The organism is Nannocystis pusilla (genome assembly GCF_020073745.1).
Lineage (GTDB): Bacteria > Myxococcota_A > Polyangia > Nannocystales > Nannocystaceae > Nannocystis > Nannocystis radixulma.
This window is the reverse complement of the sequence record NZ_JAIRAU010000002.1, coordinates 60,494-76,848: the sequence shown is the minus strand read 5'-3', so window position 1 is coordinate 76,848 and position 16,355 is coordinate 60,494. Positions and strand designations below refer to the sequence as shown.

The following is a 16,355-nucleotide window of genomic DNA, read 5'->3' as shown; positions in this document are numbered from 1 at the left end:
GCCGCCGGTTCTCAGCTCGCCGCCGCGGCCGCCCGCTGCTCGGCGACGAAGCGGGCCAGGTTGGTCACGCTGGCGAAGATGTGCCGGTTCTGCGCGTCGTCGGCCTTGGTCTTGACCCCGTACTTCTTGCCGATCGCCATCGCCAGCTCGAGCACGTCGATCGAGTCGAGGCCCAGCCCCTCGACCAGCAGCGGCGCCTCGGGGTCGATGTCCTCGGGGGTCATGTCCTGCAGCATCAGGGCCTCGATGATGAGCTCCTTGATCTCGCGGACCAGCGCGTCGGGCGGGGCGGCATCTGTCATGGGGTCGGCGCATCCTACGGGGATCGCCCGGGAGCCGACAAGCCTCGCCCTTCCCCCTCCGTGGACACCCGAGCGGAGCGTGCTTTGCCCCACCGACACGGCGCAAGCTCACATCTTCGGGCTGGCTCTTGGTGCAGGCGGCTCCGAGCGCCTCTCGGTACCCTCGCCGCCCCATGACAAGCACCAATTCACCGCGGATCGCCATCGTCACCGGCGGCGGCAACGGCATCGGCCGCGCCACCGCTCGCATGCTCGCCGACGCCGGCTACGCCGTCGCCGTGTGGGACCTGGCCGAACAGGCAGCCGAGGAGGTCGTGTCCGCGATCACCGCCGCCGGCGGCGTCGCCATCGCCCGCAAGGTCGACGTCAGCAAGCCCGAGGACTGCGCCGCCGCGGCCGCCGCCGTGGTCGAGCGGTTCGGCCGCATCGACGTCCTCATCAACAACGCCGGGGTCGTCCGCGACGGCCAGCTGGTCAAGGTCAAGGACGGACAGGTGGTCGGCCAGATGAGCGCCGAGCAGTTCCAGTTCGTCCTCGATGTCTGCCTCAAGGGCGTGTTCAACTGCACCCAGGCGGTCGTCCCGACCATGATCGCCCAGAAGTACGGCCGCATCGTCAGCACCAGCTCGGTCGTCGCCCTCTACGGCAACTTCGGCCAGACCAACTACGTCGCCGCCAAGGCCGGCGTGATCGGCATGACGCGCGTATGGGCGCGCGAGCTCGGCCGCTACGGCATCACCGCCAACGTCGTCGCCCCGGGTTTCGTCGCCACGTCGATGGTGGAGAGCATCCCGGAGAAGGTCCTGAAGTCGATGATCGAGCACACCCCGGTCGGCCGCGCGGGTCAGCCCGACGACATCGCTCGCGCCTACCTCTTCCTCGCCGACGAGAAGTCGAGCTTCATCACCGGCGCCACTTTGAGCGTCGACGGCGGCTCGGTCCTCGGCACCTGAGCCGCGGCACGCGGTTCAGGTCCGATTGCGAGGGCGGCGAACGGCGTCCTCGCGGCGCGCGCGGCGCTGAACAGCCTCCGCCGGGGCAGGCCCTCACCCTGCCCGCGCGGACCTCGGGCCGCGCGCGGCATTTTGCCCCTTCGTTGCAGCAGCAGCGCGAAAAGACTAGCGTAACGGGCGATGCACGACGGGCTACCCAAGTTTCTCGCGGACAGCGGCTATCGCCACGCGATGTATACCCATCAGTGGACCGAGGTGCTGATCTGGCGCGACGCGGAGCGCTGGCTCGGCCGCGGACCCGACCGCGACAGCGCCCTCGAAGACGCGCTGACGCAGATGTTCCCCTCGGCGGCGGCGCGTCAGCTCTTCGATCGCTTCCGCGACGGCCTCCAGGAGCCAGCGCGCCCGCCCGCGGCGCCGGTCCCGCCCTCCGTATCCACCGAACCTATCTCCGCCCCGCCTGCTGCCGCCTCGCCCGAGCCCGAGCAGCCGCGCAGCCCGATCGTCGGCCGAATTCAGCTGCCCACCTATCCTGCGGCGGCGGTCGCCGAGGCGCGCGAGACGCTGGAAGAGATCCTCAAGGACATCCAGGACATGCGCCCCGACTTCGCGCTCATGTCCCCGCGCTACCAAAAGGTCTACATGCTGGCCTGGATCTCGCGCGCGCGCAGCTTCGACGAGCAGTTCCAGGGCGAGCACAAGATCACCGTGCTGGTGCGGCGCATCGCCCACGAGCTGACCAACCTGAGCAAGACCTTGTGGCCGGGTTCGGTGCAGGCGCTGCAGATGAACGCCGTGCCCGCGTGCGTGGTCACCGAGCTCGGGCTCAAGACCCTGCACGCGCCGAAGACCTGGGCCGAGGCCCACGAGTTCGTGCAGAACCACAAGGATCGGGCGCTGACCAGCGAGGTCCCGGTCGACGATTACGGCTGGGCCGATCGCGCGCGCAAGACCCCGCCGGGCCCGCCGCGCACGCTCTTGCGTGAGGCCCAGCGGGCCATCGAGGCCATCGCCGGCAACGTCACCGACCCGCCGCCGCGCCACCTCACCACGCCGCCCGAGGAGCTGCCCAACGAGCAGCTCGACGCGCTGCTCAAGCACGCCCAGGCGCTGCGCGAGATCCGTCGCTTCATCGCCGCCGAGGACCCCGAGACCTGGGGCGCCGTCATGGGTCGCCTGCGCTGGCTCGCGGGGCGCCTCGGCGAGCGTCTGCCGCTGCTCCGCCGCTGGCTCGACCCCGAGTTCATCCCCCCGCCGGAGCGGGCCCGCACCGGTCCCTCCGCCGATCAGGTGCGCCAGCAACAGGCGGCCGTGCGGGCCGAACGCGACGCGCTGGCGGCCGCCGACAGCTTCGACGACGAGGCCCTGCTCGCCTTCTTGCAGCGGGCCTTCGACGCCCACAACACGCCCGAGGTCGCCTCGCTGGTCCAGCCGATCCGGCCGCGCATCGACGCCCTGCGGCCCGACCTGTTCGAGGATCGCCGCCTGCGTCGCCGCCTCACCGGCCTGCACGACGTGCTCAAGCGCGGCGAGCTCGGCGTGCTGCCGTCCGAAGGCGACGGCGACCTCGAGGAGGAGACCGACGACGTCGACGATCCGGGCGCGCACCTCGTCGCCCAGGTCCGGCCCAAGGTCGAGGGCAAGCGGGTCCTGTTCGTCAGCAACCGCGAGGACCCCGATCTCAAGTCCAAGCTCGAGGAGTCGCTCGGCCTCGACATCACCTGGTGCGACGGCAACGCCCGCAAGGTCCAGGCCCAGTGCGAGAGCATCTCGCGCCACAGCTACGACTACGTGCTCATCGCCACCGGCTTCCAGGCCCACAACATCGACGGGATCCTGGCCCGCGCCGCCCGGGCCAGCGCCATTCCTTACGTCCGCGTGTTCAAGGGCCGCCCGCTCGCCGTCGCCCGCGCCCTCGCGCGCAGCCTCGGCGTCGCCTCGGCCGCCTGATCCGACACGGTGCAGATCCGTGTGGCCCGCGCCACACCGCGACGCGCCGCGCTTGAACCCCGGTCAACAGCGCGGACCCGCTCCGCGCTCCGCCCAGTTACTGAATGTCGTTCGAGACCGCGACGGCGATCGACGCGAGATCCCGCGCCCGCGGACACTCGACCGGAGCTGGCGCGAACGACATGTCCATGCGGACACATGTCCACGGGCAGCTCCGCCCCCTCGGGTCCGTCGTTCGCAAATGTCCCTTGAGACATGTCCACTCGAACATGCACAAACGCCTCCACGGACCCGCCCTGCGGGGGGCCGTGTCCTACGAGCGTCGCCCCCGGCCCCCCGCAGGCCGCGACCTCACGGCCCCGCCCCGACCGACCCGCGTCGACGCCGGCGAGTCGGCGTCGAGCACCGAGAGCGCGCTTCCCATCGGGTCGCTGTCGCTCAGGGCGACGGCGCGCTCGGCGAGCCGCGGAGCGAACGTGTCCTTTCGGGCATGTCGTCGCTCGCGGCTGGCGCCGACGACATGTCCTTTCAGCCATCCGAATCCGGGCCGGGCAGGCCCCCGTTCGCGCTCACTCGACCGCGATCGTCAGCTCGAACGGCGCGTCCTTGCGCAGCCCCGCGATCGTCCAGCGGTCGAGCCGGCGCAGCTTGACGAACAGCCCCAACACCTCGTCGGCGCCGCCGAGCGCCTCACCGTCGATGGTCTGGATCAGATCGCCGTTCTTGAAGCCGGCGAGCTCCAGCGGCGTGCCCGGCCGGACGGAGTACAGCTTGTACCCCACGACCTTCCCCTCTCGCGTCGACGGGATCACGCGAGCGAGCCGGGCCAGCACCGCCGGCGCCTCCATCAGCGCCTCGAACTCGGCGCGCTTCACCACGCAAACCCCGGCGTCGCACGTCGGCGTCAGCGCCGGCGCGTCCGGCCCGCTCGCCGGCAGCGCCGGCAAATTCGGCGCGCTCGGCCGTCGGCACTCCTGCAGCGCGAGCTGCTGCTGCACCAGATCGGCCTGCAGCGCCTCGATCTGCGCCCGGTGCTCCGCGAGCAGCGCCGACATCGCCTCCAGCTCGGCCTGCAGCGCCGCCCGCTCGCGCCCGGCCGGGTCGCACCCCAGCAACATCAGCCCCACGAACGACCACGCGCCTGTCCGTCGCCTCGTCATCCCGGGCGACTGAAGCACGACCGCCCCGCCGGCGACAAGCGCGCTACAGTCCGCGCGTGACCCTCCCCGCCGAGCCCCGCGAGCCGCTGCTGCTGGCCCTGCGCCGCACGGATCCCGCCGCCTTCCGCCGCGAGGTCCGGGCCGTCCTGACGGCCCAGGCCAGCGTGAGCGCCGGCGCGCGCGCCCTCGGCCTGCGCGAGGCCACCCTGCGGGACCTGCTCGCGGCCGACCCGGAGCTCGGCCGCGGCCTCGATCTCGACGACTGGCCCTGAGGACATGCCCTCAAGGACAACCCGCCTCGCGCGCCGGGGCATGACTGGACCGCTCCACTCGAGCGGCTCCGGTAGCTGTCGCTATTCCGACGAGACTGCCATGAAGCGCCCGAGCGAGGGCCGCCTCGCTCGCGCCGCCGCGTCGTTCCTGCTGCCCCGACGAGCGAATCGCCGCCGGTCGGCGAGGAGCGCCGGTTCGCACGCGCGTGAACCCGAGGACATACGCTCATGGACATGTCTCCGCGGCCGCGCGCCCGTCGCCGCGCGCTCATGGCCGGGAGGACATGCCCTCACGAACATGCCCTCAAGTCCAGCCATCGCCCGTCACGCCACGAGCCCCGCCGCGAACGCGCGGATGTCCGCCGCCAGCAGCTCGGGCGCCTCCAGGCCGGGGAAGTGGCCGCCGCGCGGCATCTCCGTCCAACGCGCGAGCTCGAACCACCGCTCGCCCCACGCGCGCGGGGCCGGCAGGATGTCGCCGGGGAAGATCGCCACCGCCACGGGCGGCCCGCGCCGGGGCGGCGGGGCCATCGCGCCCGCGTCGGCGAATGTCTCGCGGTACAGCCGCTGCGACGACGCGATCGTCTCGGTCACCCAGTAGATCGTCAAGATCGTGCACAGCGCGTCGAGCGACGGCGGCCGCTCGCTCCACGCCGCGAATTTCTCGCCGATCCACGCCGCCAGGCCGGCCGGCGAGTCGTTGAGGCCGGCCGCGATCGTGTGCGGCCGGGTCGCGTGGAGCGCCGCGTAGGCGCCCTCGCGCTGCTGCCACTGCGGCCCGCGCTCGAGGTACGCCGCCTCCGCGGGCGTCGGCGCCGGCGGCCGCGGATAGCCCCAGAACACGTTGACCATGTGGATGCCGAGCACGCGCTCGGGGTGGTCGGCCCGCAGTCGCTCGACCACGCCCGCGCCCATGTCGCTGCCGTGGGCGAAGAACCGCGGGTAGCCGAGCTCGGCCATCAGCTCGGCCCACAGCGCCGCGATCCGGGTGATGTTCATGCCGCTCCGGCTCGGCCTGTCCGAAAAGCCGTATCCGGGCAGCGACGGGATCACCACGTCGAACCCGACCCCGTCGACCGGCTCGGTCAGCAGCGGCACCAGCGGCAGCAGCTCGGTGAAGCAGCTCGGCCAGCCGTTGGTGAGCACGAGCGGCAGCCGCCGAGGCGCCCGTCCGCGCGCGTGCACGAAGTGCAGCCCGATCCCGCCGATCTGCGCGCGGAACGCCGGGAACGCGTTGATCGCCGCCTCGGCGGCGCGCCAGTCGAAGCGCTGCCAGTGGGCCACCAGGGCCCGCAGCGCCGCCGGCTCGACGCCCCAGTCGGGCCCGGCGTCGGCGAGCGCGTCGGTGAAGCGGGTCTGGGCCAGGCGGCGCCGCAGGTCGGTGAGCGCGGCCTCGGGCACCGCGACGGTGAAGGGCTGGACGTCGATGGTCTGCATGTTCGGTCTCCGCCCGCGAACCTGCCGGTCCGGCCATCCGTTTGGAATTGCATAAAAGTGGGGAACGTCTATTCATCCTTGAATGTCTCTCGCTCCGCCGGACTGGTCGCTGTACCGGGCGTTCGCCGCGGTCCTGCGCGAGGGTTCGCTGTCGGCGGCCGCGCGTCGGCTCGGACTCAGCCAGCCCACGCTCGGCCGTCACGTCGCCGCGCTCGAGGCGGCGCTCGGGCTGCCCCTGTTCACCCGCTCGCGCGGCGGGCTCGCGCCCACGCCCGCCGCCGAGGCGCTGCGCCCCGAGGTCGAGGCCCTGGTCGCCGCCACCGACTCGCTGCTGCGCAAGGCCTCGGGCCCGCTGGCCGAGAACGTCGGCGCCGTGCGGATCACCGCCAGCGAGATCGTCGCCGCCGAGGTCTTACCGCCGGTCCTCGCCGCCCTCCAGGCCGAGCACCCCGGCATCGTCGTCGAGCTGGTGGTGTCGAACCGGATCGCCGACCTCGTGCGGCGCGACGCCGACATCGCCGTGCGGACGGTTCGCCCGAGCCAGGGCGCGCTGCTGGCCAAACGCGTCGGCGCCTTCGAGCTCGGCCTGTTCGCCGCGCCCGGCTACCTCGCGCGCCGGCCGGCCCCGACCACTCCCGCGGCCCTGGCCCGGCACGCCCTGGTCGGCTTCGACGTGCCCGCCCCGTACACCGGCACCCTGCGCCTCGGCGGCCGGCCGCTCACGCGCGACGCCTTCAGCTTCCGCACCGACGACGACGTCGCCCAGTTCGCGGCGATCCGGGCCGGGTGCGGGATCGGTGCCTGCCACGTCTCGCTGGCCCGCCGCGCCGGGCTTGTGCGCGTGCTCGCCGGCGAGTTCGCGCCGAAGGTCGAGATGTGGCTCGCCATGCACGAAGATCTCAAGGCCTCACGGCGCTGCCGGACCGTCTTCGACGCGCTGTGGGCCGGCCTCGGCGCGCACGTCGGGCGCGGCTCCGCCCGGGCCACCGCGCGGCGCGCTCGCAGCTAGCCCCGAAGACATGCCTCTTAAAACATGTCCTTTTCATCACGTCCCCTGCGATGGCGACCGTGGGGCCGCGCCTCCGAGCGCGCGAGGTGAACAAGACATGTCTCCGCAGACATGTCTTCCTGTACACATAGAAGAGCACATGCCCGAAAGAGCATATCCTTTCGGACACACGCACTCTCGCCCACGCGAAGCGCCGCGCGCCGGCGCCCGCGCTCACTTGCGCCGCTTCGCCCGCACCACGCAGCGCGCCGCGACCTGCGGGCGGAACAGCGTGCGGGCCAGCGCCCACACCCCCTCCGGCGTGACCGCCCGGACCCGCTGCGGGTAGGCGAACGCGCGCGCCCGCGGCAGCCCGTACACCTCCGACAGCGCCAGCAGCGACGCCATCCGGCTGCGGCGCTGCTGCCCGAGCTCGAACTGGCCGACCAGCCACGCCTGCGCGCGCGCCACCTCGGCCGGCGACGGCGGCTCTCGCACCGCGCGCTCGACCTCCGCCGCGATCGCGGCCAGCGCCTTCGGCAGCTTGTCCTGGCTGGTCGACGCGTGGATCGCCACGTGACCGGCGTCGACGCCCTCGACGCTCGACATCGACACCTCGTACACCAGCCCCTGGACCTCGCGCAGCGCCGTGAACAGCCGCCCCGTCTGGCCGCCGAGCACCGCGCTGAGCACGTCGAGCGTCGGCTCGCGCTCGTCGCCGACGGCGATCCCCGGCCAGCCGAGGGCGATGTGGGCCTGCTCGCGGTCCTGGAAGATCTCGCGCTCGCGCGGCCCTCGCGGCGCCTGCACCGGCTTCGCCTTGCCTGGCCTTTCGGACATCCTGTCCCAGAGGCCAGCCTCGCGCAGCGCCGCCTCGACCTGGGCCGCCGCCGCCGCGACGTCGACGTCGCCGGCCAGCGCCAGCACCGCCTGGCCGATCGGGTAGTCGCGCCGCCACAGCGCCTTCAACTTGGCCGGCGTCAGCGCGCGCAGCCCCTCGGGAGTGCCGCGGACCGGGCGGCTGAACGGGTGCTCGCCGTACAGGAGCTTGTGCAGCCCGCGGGACGCCACCTGGCCCGGGTCGTCGACCTCCGCCGCCAGATCCTGCAGGGCCACGCGCCGCTCCTCCTCGAGCTCGTCGGCCGCGAACGTCGGCGTGATCGTGCAGTCGAGCGCGTGCCCGAGCACCGCCGGGAAGTGGCGCGCCAGGCACTCGAAGTGCAGCCCGAGGCTGTTGCGGCCGGCGAACCCGTCGAGCCCCGCCGCCATGCCGTCGATCGCCCGGCTCAGCGCCTCGCCGTCCATGCGCGCGTTGCCGCGGGTGAGCAGGGCCGCGGCCACCGAGTTCGAGCCGGCCAGCGCCGCCGGCTCGCGCCGCTGTCCCCCGGGCCAGATCAGCCAGCCCGCCGCCACCGGCACCGCCCGCTCGACCCGCGCCAGCAGCCGCAGCCCGTTCGGCAGCGTCAGCGTGTCGATCCCGTCGGGCGCGCGCTTCGGCGCCGGACCGTCGCGCCGCGGCCCCTCCGCCGGCTTCAGCGCCGCGTCGACCGCGGACTTGACCGACCTGGCCTTGGCGACATCCACCTCGGCGCGCGGCAGCTCGAGGCTGACGCACGCGCGCGCCGGGTCGAGCCAGCGGGCGCAGGCCGAGCGGACCGCCTCCGGCGTCAGCGCGGCCAGGGCCGCGTAGTACTCGCGCTCGCGCGCCAGGTCGCCGAAGATCGTCGCGCACGCCCCGAGCGCGTGCGCCTGCCCCTGCACCGTCTCGCGCCGGTACACCAGGTCGCTCTCGAGGATCGCCTTGGCCCGCGCCAGCTCCTCGGGCGACACCGGCGCCGCCGCCAGCCGCCGCACCTGGGCCAGCACCGCCGTCACCGCCGCGGCCGCCTGGGCCGCGGTCGTGCGCGCCGACACCAGCACCGACCCGCCGAGCCGCAGCGTGTCGCAGTGGGCCTGGATGTCCGAAACGACCTGTTCTTTGCGCCGTGTCTCGGCGACCAGGCGCGACGACTCGCCGTTGCCGAGCACCACCGCCGCCGCGTCGATCGCCGCCGCGTCGGCCGCCCCGGCCGCGGGCGCCGGCCAGGCCAGCAGCACATAGGCCTCCTGGACCTCGGCGCGCTTCACCGTCACCCCGGGCCGCGGCGCCGGCTCGCCCGTCGGCCGCCGGGCCGGCGCGGCCGGCAGCGCCCCGACGGTCGCCCGCGCCACCTTGCGCAGCGCCGCCACGTCGACCGCGCCGACGGCCACCAGCGTCAGCCGCTCGCCCGCGTAGGCCCGGCGGTGATACGCCCGCAGCCGCGCCGCCGTGTGGCCGGCGACCTCGGCCTCGAGCCCGAGCACCGGCCGCGCGTACGCGTGCCCCCCGTACACCCGCCCGAGCGCCGCCTGCGTCACCCGCTGGCCCGGGTCGTCGTCGTACTGCTTGATCTCCTCGATCACCACCTCGCGCTCCTGCGCCAGCGTGGTCGGGTCGAGCGTCGGGTGCAGCGTCGCCGCGGCGATCAGCGCCGCCGCCTCGGCCGCCCGCGCCGCCGGGGCCGTCACGTGCACCACCGTCTCGTCGTGGCTGGTGAACGCGTTGATGTCGCCGCCGAGCGCCTCGATCGCCCCCGCGAGGTCGAGCGCCGGCTCGGTCCGCCGCACCCCGGCCTTCGCCAGGCGCGCGCGGATGCTCTTCGGGCCATGTCCCAGAGCACATGGCTTGAAGAGCATGTGCTCGAGCAGGTGGGCGCACCCGTGCTCGTCCGGGCGCTCGGCCGCGGTCCCCGAGCCCACCCATAGCTGGATCGCCGCCGGTCCGGCGCCGACCGGGCGGGCCGGCAAGATCAGCAGGCGGGCGCCGTTGGCCAGCCGCTCGTCGACGAGCGACGCGAATTCGGAGGCGGCGCCCGGAAGGTCGAGGCCGCGGGGCGAGGGAGGCGAGACGGGCAGATCGGGCACGGTGTTGCTCGCCGCCCGCCTGTCGCGCGCGGCGCCCCCTCATACCCCGAGTCGCCGCCGCGCGCATCCTCGCCCGCGACCCGCGCCGCCCCGCCGAGGTCCGGGCGATCGCCCGCCGTCCGCGGCTCGTCGACCCGGGACCGGCCTCGCCGGGGCCGCGGACCGCCGTCTCCCGCGTCCTCCAGGCCCTTCCGCGCCTCCGCCGGCCAGCCCGCGCCGCGTCCGCGCGGCACGGCTCCGCACGACCTGCCAGCGCCCGGTCTCACCGCGACGCGCTCGCCTCGGCCGGCACGGCCGACCTCCCGACTCACCGTGACGCGCTCGCCTCGGCCCCTCGCGCCCGCCACCCGCACGCGTCACCTCCGCGAACGCGCTCGCCTCGGCCCCTCGCGCCCGCCACCCGCACGCGTCACCTCCGCGAACGCGCTCGCCTCGGCCCCTCGCGCCCGCCACCCGCACGCGTCACCTCCGCGCCCCGGTCTCCCCGCCACGCGCTCGTCTCGGCTCCTCGCGCCCGCCACCCGCACGCGTCACCTCCGCGTCCCGGGTCTCCCCGCCACGCGCTCGCCTCGGCCCCATGTTGCGGCCGCGACCTGTCACTCGCGTCACCTTCTGCGCCGCTGCGACTCGCGACCGCGCCGGCGGTCGCTCGCCTCACCTCGCGCGCCCGCCATCGCGGGCCTCGCCGGCCTGCGCGCCCGCGCCCGCGCCACGTCCGGCCCGGGGCCGATTTTCTGAGGTATCGTCCCGACGTGCTCTCCCCGACTCTCGCGTTGCGCTGCCCGCATTGCCAGCACGCGCTCGGGCTCGCCGACATCCGCGGTGCCGCCACCTGCCCGGCCTGCGGTCAGGATCACGGTCTGCCGGCGGCCGTCGCCGACGCGCTCGCCCTGTACGAGCGGGCCATCCAGCAGGCCGTCAGCGATCTGGTCCGCAGCGCACCTGTCCCAACAGTCAGCCCGGAGCCGGACCCCGAGCCCGCCGACCTCGCGCCGCCTCAGCCCCGCGCCTACGCGCCCAGCCAGCCCGGGCCCTCGGCCAGACTGCTCGGCGCGCCGGTCCATCCCACCACCCTGCTGGCGATCGGCCCCGCCCCCGCGCCGCCCGTCCCCGGCCCCGCGGGACCTGCCCCCAAGGACAGCTACGAGCCGATGCCGGGCGAGACCATGCGCGCCCCGCTGCCCGCCAGGCCCGGCCCCGCCACCCTGTCGGGCCAGCTCGCCGCCCGGCCGCCGGTCCCCGGGCACAAGCCCGGCTCGCTCGCGGCCGAGCTGGCTGCCGGCCTCGTCGCCGAGGGCCTCGCCGCCGAGCCGGCCCCGGCCGGCGTGTTCGCCCACCTCTCGCCGCCCGACGGCTCACCTGTCCTTGCAGACAGCCCCTCATCGCCTGTCCCCGCGGCCAGCCTCGATCGACCTGTCCGTGCGGACATCCCACATGTCCCTGCAGACAGGCTCTCCGACGTCCCCCTCGCGCCGGCCTTCGACCCGGCGGCCCTGTCCGGCCCGCTGCCGGCCCCGCACTCACCTGTCCTTTCGACCAGCCCCGTCGGCGCCGGCGACACCATCCCCGGCGCCGGCCCCTCGAACTCCTCGCTGCTGGCGATCCTCTACAACCGCGCCGGCGCCAGCCAGAGCACCCCCTCGTCGGCGGCAGGCCTGGCCGCCCCGCCCGGCGGGCTGGCCGAGGCGCCGCTGCTGGTCGCCGCCGTGCGCGAGCCGGCCGACGGTCCACCTGTCCGAACGACCAGCGAGCTCGTCGCCGCCGTCCGCTCCTTCCTCCCCGATCGGCCCGACGCCGCCGGGCCCGAGCCCGAGGGCCGGATCCCCGCCACCGCCCTCGCCGTGGCCCGCCGGGCCCTCCTGGCCCGCCACGCCGACGAGCGGCGCCAGCAGCAGGTCCGCGACGGCGGCTCCGGCCTCCTGCTCACCGCCGTCGTCTGCGTCGTCCTCGTCGTGTTCGGCCTGTGGTACGTCGCCGCCCCGATCGCCTTGCTCGCCGTCCTCCTCCGCCTGCGCCGGGAGGAGCGCGGCGAGCGGTTCGGCGCCGAGGTCCAGCGCCTCGGCGAGGCCCTCGGCGGCCAGCGCCTGCCCAGCTACGACGCCATCGTCGCGTGGTTCGACGGCCTGTGGCCCGCCCCCGTCAGCCCCGAGGCGATGTGGACCAGCCACCTGCACGGAGCCGTCCGCTGCCACGTCCACGGCTACGCCGCCCTGGTCGACGTCCACCTGAACGAAAAGACAGCCGGCGGCGTCCTCTACCCGCCGCGGATCACCGCCTACCTGGCTGCCGTCTGGCCCGGCCGCGTGCCCACCCTGCGCCCGTCCGCCACCGACCTCTCGCCGGAGGCCCAGGCCCGCCTCACGCGCCTGCGCCGGGCCGGCTACACCGTCGTCGCCGACGGCCACGGCGGCCTCATCATGCGCGCCAGCGAGTCGATCGCCCAGGCCGCGCGGGCCGACATCACCCGCCTGCCCGCGCTGCAGGTCCCGATCGGCGAGCTCGCCGACCTCGCCCGCGATCTCGGCGCCGAACCGGTCGTCGCCCCGTAGTCGCCGCGACGCCGCACCATTCCGAGCAGCCCTCGCCTGTGCTCCGCCACGCCGGCCGCGCTGCGCGTCGGTCCCATCGTGGCCCGAGATCCGCACGACCGCTGGCCGAACGCCCCTATCATCGGCGTTCTGCGAGAGGAGCAGCGACCCCTCCTGACCCCTCCCGAGCCCGCTCGGGGACTGGCATCGGGCCTCACGTCCCGGGCTTGCGCGCGGTGATGAAGACCTCGGTGATGTCCGCGCCGTGGTCGACCTCGGCGCCCGTCACGGCGGTCTTCCGCGTGGTCACGCAGACCAGCACGTCCACCGCGCCCGGGGGGAAGGGGTCGGTGTCGAGGACGCGCAGGGTGCCTCGCCGCTCCGGGTCGCGCAGCCACTCGGCGTAGTACTCGCCGACGTCGCCGGACAGGACGGCCAGCCACGACTGCAGCCTCTCGAGCCGGTCCGCCTGGGCGATCCACAGCGGTCCGCCGGACGCGAGCTGCAGGAGGGCGTACCCCGACGCGCTTGGTTCGGCGATCACGGCCGCGAGCGGGGCCTGGACCTCGCGCACGCGCAGGCCCATGGCTGCGCTGGCGCGGCGCAGGGCGTCGGCTCCGCACAGCCGCGGGGCGGCCCACGCCTCGGTGTCGCCGGCCCCGAGGAACACCAGCTCCGCGGGGCGCAGCCCTGCCCGCGCGAGCAGGGCGCGGACCTGCGGGAGCTCGCGGGCGAAGTGGTCCGGGAACGCGAGTGTCGCGTCGCCGAAGGCGTTGGTGGCCCGCGCTTCGAGCGCCCGCAGCGAGGTCGCGAGCGCGGGCTCGTCGGGGCGCACCGTGACGAGGGTGAAGACCTCGTTGGGGAGCCAGCGGTAGCTGGCGAAGGCGGCCGGCGGATCGGCGCACAGGTCGATCGCGGTGCCGGGCCGCGGCGACGCGCGCTCTGGGGGGCTCGGAGCCGCCACGACGGTCGCGGGCGCGGGGCGACAGGCGGTGACGAGCACGAGGGCGCTCCGGGCGAAGGTCCATGGCGAGCTCCGGCGGCGCGACATCGGGTCCCGACAGGCTAGAGAGGCCGCAAGGCGCAGGCAAGCGCGGGGTGATCGCGGTCCGTGGCCGCAGGAGAGCTAGATGTCCTTCGGGACAGCTGGTGCTCGGGGCCGTGGCCGCCGGGGTCGAGGCACGAACCCACGACCTCGAGACCGGCCATCGCCGCCTCGAGCGGCTCGCCGAACACCTCGGCGAAGATCGGCGCGAACTCGGCGAATTCGGCGGTGCGCCAGGTCGAGCGCATGAACTCGACCAACAGCGCGAGGTCGTGGCGCTCGATCAGGGAGCCCAGAAGCGCGAAAACGGTCGGCGCAAGGGCGCGAAAAAAGTTCGAAGTTTTTTGGATCGCAACGGGGTGGTCCTGGCTCTTCACCCTCGAGCCCCGCAATCACCGGTCGTCCTCCGACGAAACCTGAACCGGGCGGGCCCATCCACCCCGAGGCTCGAGAGCCCGCCATGACCTTTCAGAGAAAACCTTCGACTGGCAACAACCCGTCCCATGTCGCGCTGACGCTCGATCGACGCGGCTTCCTCAGGGTGGGCGCCACGCTCGGCGCCGGCATCTTGCTGCCCGATCTCACAGGCTGCAGCTCGGTCGATGACGACAATCCGCAGCCGGTCGAGAACGCCGAGCTCTTCACGCCCGCCAGCGTCCGCTCCCGGGACGGCGTCCTCGATATCGAGCTGACCATCACCGAGACCGAGGTGACGGTCGGCCAGTATACGTTCATGACCCGCGCGTACACGGGTCTCAAGGTCAATCACGGGGAGTCGAGCCTCGGCGATACGACGACGTATACGGGGACGGTCCCGGGCCCGAGCATCGAGCTCCGCCCGGGTGATCAGCTCAAGCTGAAGCTCATCAACGGCCTTCCGGACGACAGCAGCGCCGTGGACCCCCCCGACTGCGCCATGGGCGGGGGCAGCGGCGGGCACGGCGGCGGCGGGCACGGCGCGGGCACCCACAACAACACGACCAACCTCCACACGCACGGCCTGCACGTCGATCCCGGGCCGCCCGGAGACGACGTCTTCCTGGCGATCGGTCCTGGTCAAAGCTACGACTTCGTCTTCGATATCCCGCGAGACATCGAGATGCCGGACGGGACGAAGGCCAATCATCCCGCCGGAACCTACTGGTATCACCCGCACATGCACGGATCGACGGCGATCCAGGTGGCGGGCGGCATGGTCGGGGCGATCATCATTCGCGACGAAGAGCGAGACGACCTCGACAAGCTGTTCTCTACCGAGCCCGGTCCGGGGCAGGGCAAGGAGCAACTCCTCGTCGTCGGCGAGTTCATGATCCAGACCGAGGATTCATGCGACGGGAAGACCCGCCTCGCTACGTATGGGGAGATGGGCCACTCCGGTCCCCTCCCTCCTGGCGTCGAGGATTTCTTCCACATCAACGGCCAGCTGAATCCGATCCTTCGCATGCGCCCGGGCGAGGTGCAGCGTCTTCGTGTGCTGCACACGGGCTTTCGTGCCCCGCTGGACGTCGCCTTCCTCCGCGTGCCGGACGATCAGGTGGACACCGCGACGTCGTTGCCGAAGCCCGGCTATGATCCATTTGGCTATTCTTGCGCCTCGTCGAACGGCCCACCCATGCTCGACCGGGACGCGCTGCGAGCGAAGTCGGCCACGTACTACCAGGTCGCGACGGACGGGATCACGTACGGCGCCCCCCTGAAGATGCCGCTCGCCGACCCCGTCTCCGAGGTCGAGTACGTCATCCCGCCGGGGGGCCGCGTGGACATGCTCGTCCAATTCGAGGCGGGCACCTACCAGATGGTGGCGCTCGGCTACCTCGACTTCGTCTGCTGGGCGCCGCAGGTCCTCGCCACCGTGGTCGTCTCGGGGAAGCCGGACACGAGCCTCCAGATCCCGCAGGTGCTCACGCCGCCGGCGCTTTACCCGTCGTTCGACGACATGTCGAAGCCTGGTAACGCGGTCACGAACACACGTCAGGTCGAATTCGCGGTGACCCAGGACGCCGACGGAGCGCACTTCCTCATCGACGGCAGGACGTTCTGCGAGGGCCGCGTCGATCAGTGCATCCTCCTCGACGCCGTGGAGGAATGGACAATCATCAACAAATTCACCGATACGGCGGGAGAGTCGATTCATCCCTTCCACATCCATGTCAACTCGTTCCTCGTGACGTCCATCAACGGGAAGAGTCCGGCATACCCTGTCTGGCGCGACACGTGTCTCATACCCACGAGCGGCACGAACGCCGACGGCACCCTCACGTTCCTGTCGCGCTTCCTGCATTTCCAGGGGCAGTACGTGCTGCACTGCCACATCCTGGAGCACGAGGATGAAGGCATGATGCAGCTCGTCGAGGTGCAGCAGGCGGCCTGCCCGGCGCCGCCGGTGGACGCCGCTTGCGAGAGCGAATGAGCCCCCTTCCATCCACGGAGAACGACGCCCCCGAACCTCTCCGAAACGATCCGCCATGAGCTTCGGCGCCCTCGACCACTGCGTCGAATACCCGTGGTGATCCGTGGATCGCAGACGGCCGTGCTGGCGCTCGCCGACGCACGCGAGCATGCGTGCCATCGCGCTCCACACCGGCCAGGCGGGCGCCTATTGGGCGCCCGGCGGGCGCCCGCCCACCGCTCGATGACGCGAGCTCCACGGCTCGTTCGATTTCCCCGATCAATCCGCCATTTCTGATGATGTCTTTTCTCTCTTCGGAGACGAGCCGAATGTGAACACGGCCTTCCTCGATGACGGCAAGCTCCGGACCGTTGCAGGGCGTCAGCGA

12 protein-coding genes are annotated in these 16,355 nt (G+C 73.3%); 6 read left to right on the top strand and 6 right to left on the bottom strand.

What is annotated here, in order from left to right:
- Positions 1-11 precede the first annotated feature (11 nt).
- The gene (locus tag K7C98_RS06350; protein ID WP_224190653.1) at positions 12-302 is read right to left on the bottom strand and encodes a phosphopantetheine-binding protein; all 291 of its coding nucleotides are present in this window, start codon (positions 300-302) and stop codon (positions 12-14) included.
- Between the two features lie 173 nt (positions 303-475).
- On the opposite strand from K7C98_RS06350, the gene fabG reads away from it, so the two are divergent.
- Complete coding sequence (gene fabG / locus K7C98_RS06345) at positions 476-1,255, top strand: 3-oxoacyl-ACP reductase FabG (protein ID WP_224190652.1); 780 nt, start codon at positions 476-478, stop codon at positions 1,253-1,255.
- A gap of 180 nt (positions 1,256-1,435) precedes the next feature.
- Complete coding sequence (locus tag K7C98_RS06340) at positions 1,436-3,205, top strand: hypothetical protein (protein WP_224190651.1); 1,770 nt, start codon at positions 1,436-1,438, stop codon at positions 3,203-3,205.
- A gap of 569 nt (positions 3,206-3,774) precedes the next feature.
- On the opposite strand, the gene K7C98_RS06335 is transcribed toward K7C98_RS06340, so the two are convergent.
- Positions 3,775-4,365, bottom strand: coding sequence for a hypothetical protein (locus tag K7C98_RS06335; RefSeq protein WP_224190650.1), 591 nt, complete (start codon positions 4,363-4,365; stop codon positions 3,775-3,777).
- A 56-nt stretch (positions 4,366-4,421) separates the two neighbouring features.
- Between K7C98_RS06335 and K7C98_RS06330 the strand changes: the two genes are divergently transcribed.
- Positions 4,422-4,637, top strand: coding sequence for a hypothetical protein (locus K7C98_RS06330; RefSeq protein ID WP_224190649.1), 216 nt, complete (start codon positions 4,422-4,424; stop codon positions 4,635-4,637).
- A 324-nt stretch (positions 4,638-4,961) separates the two neighbouring features.
- Here K7C98_RS06330 and K7C98_RS06325 read toward each other — a convergent pair whose 3' ends face one another.
- Positions 4,962-6,074: an epoxide hydrolase family protein gene (locus K7C98_RS06325; RefSeq protein WP_224190648.1), complete on the bottom strand. Its 1,113-nt coding sequence runs from the start codon at positions 6,072-6,074 to the stop codon at positions 4,962-4,964.
- Positions 6,075-6,156: 82 nt separating this feature from the next.
- Here K7C98_RS06325 and K7C98_RS06320 point away from each other — a divergent pair, with 82 nt between their 5' ends.
- Positions 6,157-7,083 (top strand): LysR family transcriptional regulator, encoded by a 927-nt coding sequence (locus K7C98_RS06320; RefSeq protein ID WP_224190647.1) that lies wholly within the window; start codon positions 6,157-6,159, stop codon positions 7,081-7,083.
- Between the two features lie 213 nt (positions 7,084-7,296).
- Here the strand turns inward: K7C98_RS06320 and K7C98_RS06315 are convergent, their stop codons facing one another.
- The gene (locus K7C98_RS06315) at positions 7,297-10,005 is read right to left on the bottom strand and encodes a M16 family metallopeptidase (protein WP_224190646.1); all 2,709 of its coding nucleotides are present in this window, start codon (positions 10,003-10,005) and stop codon (positions 7,297-7,299) included.
- A 752-nt stretch (positions 10,006-10,757) separates the two neighbouring features.
- Between K7C98_RS06315 and K7C98_RS06310 the strand changes: the two genes are divergently transcribed.
- Positions 10,758-12,554, top strand: a complete 1,797-nt coding sequence (locus K7C98_RS06310) for a hypothetical protein (protein ID WP_224190645.1) — start codon at positions 10,758-10,760, stop codon at positions 12,552-12,554.
- Between the two features lie 193 nt (positions 12,555-12,747).
- Here the strand turns inward: K7C98_RS06310 and K7C98_RS06305 are convergent, their stop codons facing one another.
- Both K7C98_RS06305 and K7C98_RS06300 read right to left on the bottom strand, forming a co-directional pair.
- Positions 12,748-13,584 carry a hypothetical protein gene (locus K7C98_RS06305; RefSeq protein ID WP_224190644.1) on the bottom strand — a complete coding sequence of 279 codons (837 nt, stop codon included), beginning with the start codon at positions 13,582-13,584 and terminating at the stop codon, positions 12,748-12,750.
- 14 nt (positions 13,585-13,598) lie between these two features.
- Entirely contained in the window at positions 13,599-13,826 is a 228-nt protein-coding gene (locus K7C98_RS06300; RefSeq protein WP_224190643.1) for a hypothetical protein, read from the bottom strand.
- A gap of 212 nt (positions 13,827-14,038) precedes the next feature.
- Between K7C98_RS06300 and K7C98_RS06295 the strand changes: the two genes are divergently transcribed.
- Positions 14,039-15,988 carry a multicopper oxidase family protein gene (locus K7C98_RS06295; RefSeq protein WP_224190642.1) on the top strand — a complete coding sequence of 650 codons (1,950 nt, stop codon included), beginning with the start codon at positions 14,039-14,041 and terminating at the stop codon, positions 15,986-15,988.
- The last annotated feature ends 367 nt before the right edge of the window (positions 15,989-16,355 follow it).